This window comes from Paenibacillus sp. P4_A7 (assembly GCF_056402455.1).
Genome location: NZ_JBFUHJ010000242.1, coordinates 1 through 8,050 on the forward strand (window position 1 = coordinate 1; position 8,050 = coordinate 8,050).

Below are 8,050 nucleotides of genomic sequence, written 5' to 3' on the forward strand. Positions count from 1 at the left end.
GTGTAACGGAATGGTTCGTCTCGCGGAGCTCGGTTTTTGCTTGTTCAAGTCGATAGTTCATAAAGTACCGGTGGGGGCTGTCGTTGGTTTCTTTACGGAATAGCTCGTAAAGATACGCTTCACTTAACTTAAAGGTTCTCGCCCAAACAGCCAGCTTGAAATCTTCCGTCAGATTGATTCGCATCCATTCAATGATCTTCCGTATTCGAGGATCGATCGCTTCAACGGGATGAGCCGAGAAATGTACAAAATCCACCAAAAACGTTTCGAACAACGAGCGCAGCCGGATGACCGTCGTAAAGTCTGGGGAGTCAAAATGCTGAATAACGGATAAATAAGCTTTAAGCCACTCGGCATGAGAAGGAACTGTTGTTTTGACATTTGGTGGCCAATGGGCGTGGGGCTGCGAATGGGCAATAAAATCGACCCGAGCTGCGCTCAGTGTAGGATCGTATGCCTCCAGTCGGTGCTCGTTGAGATTTGTATCTCCTTTCAACTTAGAGGATGTGTTCCAAAGCAAATCGACGTACACAGAAGCGTGAACCATCGGATCTTCGCTGTCTGCGGCGTAACTGTGCACGATGCCCGGCTCGATATAAAACAAATCGTGCTGTTCCGCTCGATATTCCGTTTCGCCAATCGTTACGGTACCCTTACCGTTCTTGATATAAGTAAAAGTGTGTGCATATGGAAGTCGAGGAAGTACTTTCTCTCTGGAACGAAAGGGATACACTCCTGCTCCTACTATGCGTGATCTGATGTCTTGAAAGGTTATTTTCTGAGTTCGGCCAGTCATTTCTATGAATCCCCCCTCTGACTATGTATCTTATTATCTTAGAATTATGCAAAAAGTATAGCATATACTAAAGCCAATTTCTCCGTATTTTTAGTAAGATGTATTACAAGGTTGGCTCTGCTTGGAGGGTCTTGAAACATTTACTCATCATATAGGGAGGATTGGTCAATGAAAGGCAACAAATTTCATGTGAAGCAAGCGGATTGGTCTGTAAGGTTGATGGGGGAACAAGAGGTTACTAATGAACAAATTGAATTGCAAAGAAATTGGAGCGGTGATAATTGCGATTCAAAGCTGATCAATCATGGAGACATAGGTTGTAACATTAAAGAGATCGTTCTGTTTCAGAGAGATTTTCCATTTGGTGTAAGCACTCCTGTCTACGGTGAAGGCTACAGTAAGCTTTCGCAGTATGTCGGAACAATTGATAGTATTAGCAGCATTACGGGTTATAGTGATAGCGGTCATTACAAAATTCCTCAAGCCGAAGAATTCAATACCGTTTATAATCTTGCAATGTTTTCTCCCAAGGATGCCGACCATATTCTGATAGCCTTTACCTCTTGCAACCGTTTTAACGGAGAGATTCGATTTGGACAGGGATCTGTTGAAATTGTACTTGTAACAGATGGATTGCGACTGTCGCCTGGAGAAACGTGGCAGTTGGAACAACTTGTAGTTCTCCAAGGGACCGACCATAATACTCTCTTCGAACAAGTAGCACAAGCGATTCGTGCAAATCACCCTCTCCTACAAGTGGAGGAAACGCCAACTGGATGGTGCTCCTGGTATTGTTATGGACCAGAGGTGAAAGAAGAAGATATCGTTATCAATATGGATAAGATGTCTGCGGAGTATCCGGGGCTCGAATATGTGCTGATCGATGATGGTTATCAAGCCTACATGGGGGATTGGTTAACTCCTGGTTCAACATTTAAAGACATGAAAAAACTTTGTCGTTCGATCTTAGACAAASGGCTTGAGCCAGCAATTTGGGTAGCCCCCTTCATTGCGGAGAAAGATTCTTATTTATTCAAAAATCATCCGGACTGGTTTATAAAAGATGCAAGCGGTAACCCGCTTTCCTCAGAAGCTGTCTCATTTGGCGGTTGGCGTAACGGTCCTTGGTATATGCTGGATGGAACTCATCCAGAAGCGCAGCACTACCTAACACATGTATTTAAGACAATGAGGGAAGTGTGGGGCAGTAAATTTTTTAAATTGGATGCGAATATGTGGGGTGCTCTACATGGCGGTACATATTATCAGCCCAATACAACAAGGGTAGAAGCGTATCGAGAAGGGATGAAAGCCGTGCTTGAAGGGGCAGGGGCCGATAGCTTTATACTTGGTTGCAATGCACCCATGTGGCCTTCTTTGGGAATGGTACACGGTATGAGAATCTCAGACGATATTACATATTCATGGAAAACGTTTAAAAAGAATGCTAAAGAATGCTTTTGGCGGAATTGGCAGCATAAACAATTATGGGTCAATGATCCGGATTGTATTTTGTTGGAAGATAGCTTTAATAATCAAATCGGGCCCGACGGAAATAGGATAGTATCAAAGGGCGGATTGACGGATGATGAATTTCTATTTCATGCGACGCATATTTATTGCTCCGGTGGAATGGTTCTGTCAGGAGATAACTTGATGGAGCAATCCGAGCATACAAAAGCAATACTGCGGAAACTACTCAAACCTACAAATGTCCCGGCAAAATTTGATGATAGTAGCTTCAAGATAGGTAGAATCAATTTAGGTAACAAGCAATTGATCGCTGTGTTTAATTTTGAGGATGTATCTACTACCTTGGAAGTAACACTGCCACACTCTTGCTTGATTCACGATTTCTGGACAGATGAGGAGCTCGGCTATCAATCTGAGCAAATAGCAGTTGAGCTTCGTCCACATCAAGCCAGACTTTTCATTTGTACAACAAATGATATTCCGATTGGTTAGTTTAAAAAGAAAATGGAGGTCAATTGTATGAATATAATTCCAGTACCAACAAAACAGCATGAGGAATGGGCAAATTGTGAATTAGGTGTGATCATTCATTATAATTTGGAAACCTTTCATCCAGATCTTCCTACGAATGAATGGAAGACTTCTCCGCATATCATGACAGCAGAAACCTTTGCTCCCCAAAAGGTCGATACGGATCAATGGATGGCAGCAGCGAAAGCTATGGGCGCAAAGTATGCTGTTTTTGTTGCAAAGCATGTAACAGGTTTTGCAATGTGGCCAACAAAACAAAACAAATATTCAGTTGAGGGTTCCCCTTATTTAGATGGAGAAGCAGATATAGTAAAAGATTTTATTCAATCGTGCAAAAAGTATGATATTAAACCCGGTCTCTATTATTCGACAGGTTGCAACGGCTACTATGGAATAAACGATGAAATGCTTAATGATAAGCTATCGGATAAGTACAAAGAATATATCAAAGTGGTAGATAAACAGCTGGAAGAACTTTGGGGAAATTATGGGGAACTGTTTGAAATATGGTTTGATGGTGGAGTCATACCGCAGAGTCAGGGTGGTCCTAATGTTTTGGAATTGATTAGTAGGTACCAGCCTGATGCAGTTTGCTTCCAAGGTTTGCAAGAGCAGATACATAATTTGAGATGGATAGGTAATGAGAGTGGAGAGGCACCAGTTAACTGCTGGTCAACCTACCATAGCAACAGCAGTTCATTCAGTGGGATTGAAGAGTTATCGGAAATCGGTATGGGAAACAACAAAGGAGAATATTGGGTTCCTGCGGAATCTGATATGGGAAACAGGTCACACCAAGCAATGGGTGGCGGATGGGTCTGGAAAGAGGGAGAAGACCATTTAGTCTACACGCCAGAACACCTGCTAAACTGCTATTACAATAGTGTTGGACGAAATTCCAACTTGTTAATGGGAATGGCGATTCATCGTGACGGATATTTTCCTGATGTGCAGCAATTTGAGGATTTCGGCGCACTTGTAAGGGAGATATATGCAAATCCTGTCAAGTCAACGAGAGGGATTGGAAACCATTATGAGATAGCGCTGACAGAGCTAACCCATGTTAAGAACATATCCATTATGGAGGATATCCATTATGGTGAAAGAGTCCGTGACTTTTCAGTTACAGTTGAAACTGAACATGGAACTGAGGAAATATTCAATGCGGAATGTATTGGGCATAGACGATTGATCAAACTGGATAAGAAAATCAAAAAGGTCAATCTTGTTATTAATCACAGTGTGGACACTGTAATCATAAAGGATTTTACTTTATACGCATAGCGAGAGTATTACCTAAGCACTAAATAAATGGGCTAATCAAAGTGAAGCACACAAATCAAGCGTAATTGCGCTTGGGGTGTGCTTTTTTTGCGTTTTCCACTTGGGCGGTTATACACTGCGGAACAGACGATAAAGTGGATCTAGGCTATGCATGTCTATGTGAAGGCCCCACGTACCATAAAGTTTTATTAGACTGATGCGTTCAAGAGTAAACGGCTGACGCCGTCCTTGGTGGAAAGCAAAGTTTCGCGTTGAATTATAAGCATATTATAAATATGAAACTTATAAAGTCTTATAATCGAAAAAAAGAGCCGTTGCCCCGCTCATTCCATGCGGGATAACAGCTCCTCTGTACACTATTCGTTCTTGCACTTACACACTGGGTCTACTTCGACTGAAGTAGGGTTCAGTACGGCTAATGGCTACGACTCGCCCCATGTTTTCTCAAGTGCTTCGAGAAACACATTCGTCGGTTGCGCGCCGGAAACAGCATATTTGCGATCGATGACGTAAAACGGTACGCCACTTACACCCAAACGAACGCCCTCGAGATGATCCGCCCGCACTTCATCGGTGTACTGATCGCTAGCCAGCATCTCCTCTACAGCTTTCGGATCAAGCCCTGCTTCAGCAGCAATCGCAATCAACGTTTCATGACGGCCGACATGCTTGCATTCAGTAAAATAAGCTTTGAACAACAGCTCGGCTACCTCATTGTTTTTGCCATGCTGCGCCGCAAAGTGAAGCAGACGGTGAGCGTCTAACGTATTTGTCAACTGAAGCGTATCAAATCTAAGGTCCAAGCCATCAGCTTCAGCTTGTTTGGCCAGCCTCTCGTGTATCGCCTTTGCTTCTTCACGGCTCTTTCCAGTTCTGGAGGAAAGTGCATCGTACGCATCATACTGCATATCTTTTTTCGCGTTTTCATTMAGTTGAAAGCTTTTGTAAACAATTTTAACTTGATCTTTATGGGGAAATTGATCAAGTCCGGCTTCGAAACGCCGTTTACCAATATAACAGAATGGACAAGCAATATCTGACCACACTTCCACTTGCATTTGAAACCCTCCTTCATACTGCAAAACTTTCGAGCAGCTCGTCGCAACCGCGACTCAACCGCGACTCAACTTGATTACAGTACAATAAATCCTTAAATAAAGTCAACTTGAGTGACACGAGACTGATTGAGTACATTACGCCGTTAGGTGTTTCATTATGCGAATATAACTCTCTATCCTTTCGGAACGTTCCGATAAGCAGTAGGGGTGGAGCCCGTTATTTTTTAAATAGCCTTGAGAAATAATAAGGATCGTTCATACCGATGTTCGCAGCAATTTCTTTGATGGACAGACCCGTTAAGCTGAGCATTTGGGCTGCCTTTTGGATTTTCATCCGGAGAAAGTATTCGATTGGCGGGAATCCCGTTTGTTCATTAAATAATAAAATTAAATGCTGTTCCTCCCACGCTAATGCCAATACCGCTGATCAGTTGGCGTATAGACTGGGATACGTGCGTATGGATGGGAAGTGAGTAGGTTTTGTCCGATAGCAGAACAAAGCACTTATCAAATACATCCCTGAACTCGGTAAGTGTGCCGAGCGGTAGATGAACTGGACCGGCATACATCCCGGACTGGGTACCGGTAGCGATGCCGAATACGTTGAATCGGACGCGGATTTTCATTCCCGCGCCTACGACCCCGGAGTCAGGTTTGCTCAAAATCATTTACCCTCATATTGTCCATTGGATATCGGGTGCGGGCTGGATCGCCCAATTTTATGCAAAGTATTATCGATATACATTAGATGATGATTTTCTACGAGAGAGGGCCTTATCTTTTCTATATGAAACGGCATTGTTCTACGAAGATTATTTAACGATAGGTTACGATGGTTATTACGTGATCAGTCCTTCTGTTTCGCCCGAGAATACGCCGGGCAATTACGCCAAAGAGAATATTGTTTATGATCTTGAAGCCGTCGACGTGATGGAAACGACCGTCAACGCGACGATGGATTTCGCAATTGCGAAGGAAGTTCTTTCGAGCATCGTTTCGATGGCAAACGTGGCTGGGATGTATAAGGATGAAATCGGTAAATGGACAGCCATGCTGGAGAAGATCCCGCCTTATCAGATCAACGAAAACGGAGCAATTCGCGAGTGGATGCATCCTCATTTTACAGATAATGATCTGCATCACCATCTCGCGCATGTCTATCCTTTATTTCCGGGCTCGGAAATTGATCCGGATAGTCCGCCGGAAATCTACAATGCTTTCGTCCAAGCAGTAGATAACCGTGCGAATGGCGTAAATTTAATCGAACAGTGCGGCTGGTCATACATGCATACGGCTAACAGCTATGCAAGTATAGGTGCGGGTGCAGAGGAAGGCGCTCTCGTTATCGTGAACGATCTGGATGTCGCCAAAGGCGAAGAAACCGTAAATCAGATAAGGAAAACGGTGGCGAAGCAATATTTCTGCACGCGGACGTCACCGATCCGCAATCCGTCGAGGAAGTGGTGAGACAGTCGCTAGAGGAATATGGACAAACCGACGTTACTCGGGTAGGCGGCATAACGGAATGGTTGCAAGTCGCAGGGCTGGCCGCATCCTATGATGTGCCGATTTGTCCGCACGTAGGCGATATGGGGCAAATACATCAGCATCTTGTGGCATCCACTCAAAACGCGATCATGCTCGAGTACATCCCGTGGATCAGACATATTTTTGTTGAACCAGCTACCGTTAAAGATGGGCACTACGTACTTCCACAAATGCCGGGAACTTCAACGGTGATCATTCCGGAGCTGTTCAAACAATATCGAGTAAGATAGTTCGGGGGCGGAACGAACCGAGACGATCGTCGGCGTGGTCGGATGGGTGGATATCAAGCGATACTTTCGAACGTCAACTAGAAACTTTTCGCAAACATCCCAAGTTCATTGGCGTACGCATCATGCTTCAAAGCTTTGAAGACCCCGACTATGTCCTTCGACCAAGTATAATAGATGGGTTCAGATTGCTTGCGGATCTGGATTTTCCAGTAGATTTGCTCGTTAAAGAAAACCAGCTTTCTTCCATCGCTAAGCTGGTAACGCTAATTTCGCAATTGAGAGGCGTAATCGATCATATCGGGAAACCAATATTAAGGAGAAAGCACTCGAGTCTTGGACGAAGTGTATGGAAGAAATCGCGGCTAATCCGAATATATATTGCAAATTATCGGGTATGGTAACAGAGGCGGATCATTGTCATTGGACAACAGACGACATCGTRCCATTTATTATTCGAACGACAAGAGCTTTTGGGTTAAAGAGATTAATGTTCGGTAGCGATTGGCCGGTCTGTTTGTTGGCCGCCTCTTACAAAAAAAGTTGTGGAAGTCGTGGAGCGCGCGTTACCGGGTTTGATGGCTGAGGAACGAGAAGACCTCTATGGTAATAATGCTTCGAGGTTTTATAAGTTGGTGGATAATCGCAATTAAAACTGACAACGTCCGATCAGCGAAGTGTCTAACTAACTTTAATGCGTGTAAACCGGGAATTCCTTCTTATACCATGGATTAGGTTGTTCAAAAGCAAAATCTTTTGAGAAGCTTCTCAATATAGGATAATGGCGCTATGGAAACATAAGTTCATGAAATCACAACATCTTTTATAGGCTGATAAATTAATCTCATTTGTAACAAAAATAAATACAATAAATCTCATTTGATAATATAGAAAATCTCAGCCGTAGTCATGTTTATTCCTGTTTTAGCTATGATTTTGTCTCAGTTATAACCATAACGCACACTTGATTAGGAATCATTAATGAGGAGGCTGAAGACATGAGTGAAGAGAACAAAAATAATCGCAGTAAAAAGCTCGCCTCGGGCATGGGAATCGGAATTGCGCTAAGCGTCATCTTCGGCTTGGCTTTGGATAATATTGCGATCGGCATTGCCATTGGCGTGGCGTTAGGT

Annotated in this window: 11 protein-coding genes; 7 read left to right on the forward strand and 4 right to left on the reverse strand. The window is 43.5% G+C overall.

The annotated features are described in order from the left end of the window. Positions 1-796 (reverse strand): helix-turn-helix domain-containing protein (locus AC1DWN_RS22090; RefSeq protein WP_477561057.1); only part of this gene is annotated, 796 nt, incomplete at its 3' end. A gap of 168 nt (positions 797-964) precedes the next feature. Here AC1DWN_RS22090 and AC1DWN_RS22095 point away from each other — a divergent pair. Both AC1DWN_RS22095 and AC1DWN_RS22100 read left to right on the forward strand, forming a co-directional pair. Then, complete coding sequence (locus AC1DWN_RS22095) at positions 965-2,761, forward strand: glycoside hydrolase family 36 protein (protein WP_477561058.1); 1,797 nt, start codon at positions 965-967, stop codon at positions 2,759-2,761. A gap of 27 nt (positions 2,762-2,788) precedes the next feature. Continuing rightward, a complete protein-coding gene (locus AC1DWN_RS22100; RefSeq protein ID WP_477561059.1) occupies positions 2,789-4,084 on the forward strand; it encodes an alpha-L-fucosidase in 1,296 nt (431 codons plus the stop codon). A 422-nt stretch (positions 4,085-4,506) separates the two neighbouring features. Here the strand turns inward: AC1DWN_RS22100 and AC1DWN_RS22105 are convergent, their stop codons facing one another. The 3 genes from AC1DWN_RS22105 to AC1DWN_RS22115 form a co-directional block, all read right to left on the reverse strand. After that, the gene (locus tag AC1DWN_RS22105) at positions 4,507-5,142 is read right to left on the reverse strand and encodes a DsbA family oxidoreductase (RefSeq protein WP_477561060.1); all 636 of its coding nucleotides are present in this window, start codon (positions 5,140-5,142) and stop codon (positions 4,507-4,509) included. A gap of 217 nt (positions 5,143-5,359) precedes the next feature. Further along, positions 5,360-5,560, reverse strand: a complete 201-nt coding sequence (locus AC1DWN_RS22110) for a helix-turn-helix transcriptional regulator (RefSeq protein WP_477561061.1) — start codon at positions 5,558-5,560, stop codon at positions 5,360-5,362. Next, a complete protein-coding gene (locus AC1DWN_RS22115; RefSeq protein ID WP_477561067.1) occupies positions 5,517-5,804 on the reverse strand; it encodes a hypothetical protein in 288 nt (95 codons plus the stop codon). Before AC1DWN_RS22115 ends, AC1DWN_RS22110 begins: the two co-directional genes overlap by 44 nt. Here AC1DWN_RS22115 and AC1DWN_RS22120 point away from each other — a divergent pair. The 5 genes from AC1DWN_RS22120 to AC1DWN_RS22140 all read left to right on the forward strand — a co-directional run. Further along, on the forward strand, positions 5,797-6,609 hold the full coding sequence (locus AC1DWN_RS22120) for a glycosyl hydrolase family 95 catalytic domain-containing protein (RefSeq protein ID WP_477561064.1): 813 nt from the start codon (positions 5,797-5,799) through the stop codon (positions 6,607-6,609). The genes AC1DWN_RS22115 and AC1DWN_RS22120 overlap by 8 nt on opposite strands. Continuing rightward, entirely contained in the window at positions 6,606-6,920 is a 315-nt protein-coding gene (locus AC1DWN_RS22125; protein WP_477561062.1) for an enolase C-terminal domain-like protein, read from the forward strand. The genes AC1DWN_RS22120 and AC1DWN_RS22125 overlap by 4 nt, the downstream gene beginning before the upstream one ends. A 119-nt stretch (positions 6,921-7,039) precedes the next feature. Then, complete coding sequence (locus AC1DWN_RS22130; protein WP_477561065.1) at positions 7,040-7,321, forward strand: hypothetical protein; 282 nt, start codon at positions 7,040-7,042, stop codon at positions 7,319-7,321. Continuing rightward, complete coding sequence (locus tag AC1DWN_RS22135; protein WP_477561063.1) at positions 7,267-7,503, forward strand: amidohydrolase family protein; 237 nt, start codon at positions 7,267-7,269, stop codon at positions 7,501-7,503. The genes AC1DWN_RS22130 and AC1DWN_RS22135 overlap by 55 nt, the downstream gene beginning before the upstream one ends. A gap of 412 nt (positions 7,504-7,915) precedes the next feature. Beyond that, positions 7,916-8,050: glycine zipper domain-containing protein (locus tag AC1DWN_RS22140; protein ID WP_477561066.1), on the forward strand; the 135-nt coding region annotated here is incomplete at its 3' end.

What these genes read in the sequence shown, in the direction of transcription:
- AC1DWN_RS22100 (WP_477561059.1), top strand. Translation starts at nt 2,789, where the DNA reads ATGAATATAATTCCAGTACCAACAAAACAGCATGAGGAATGGGCAAAT.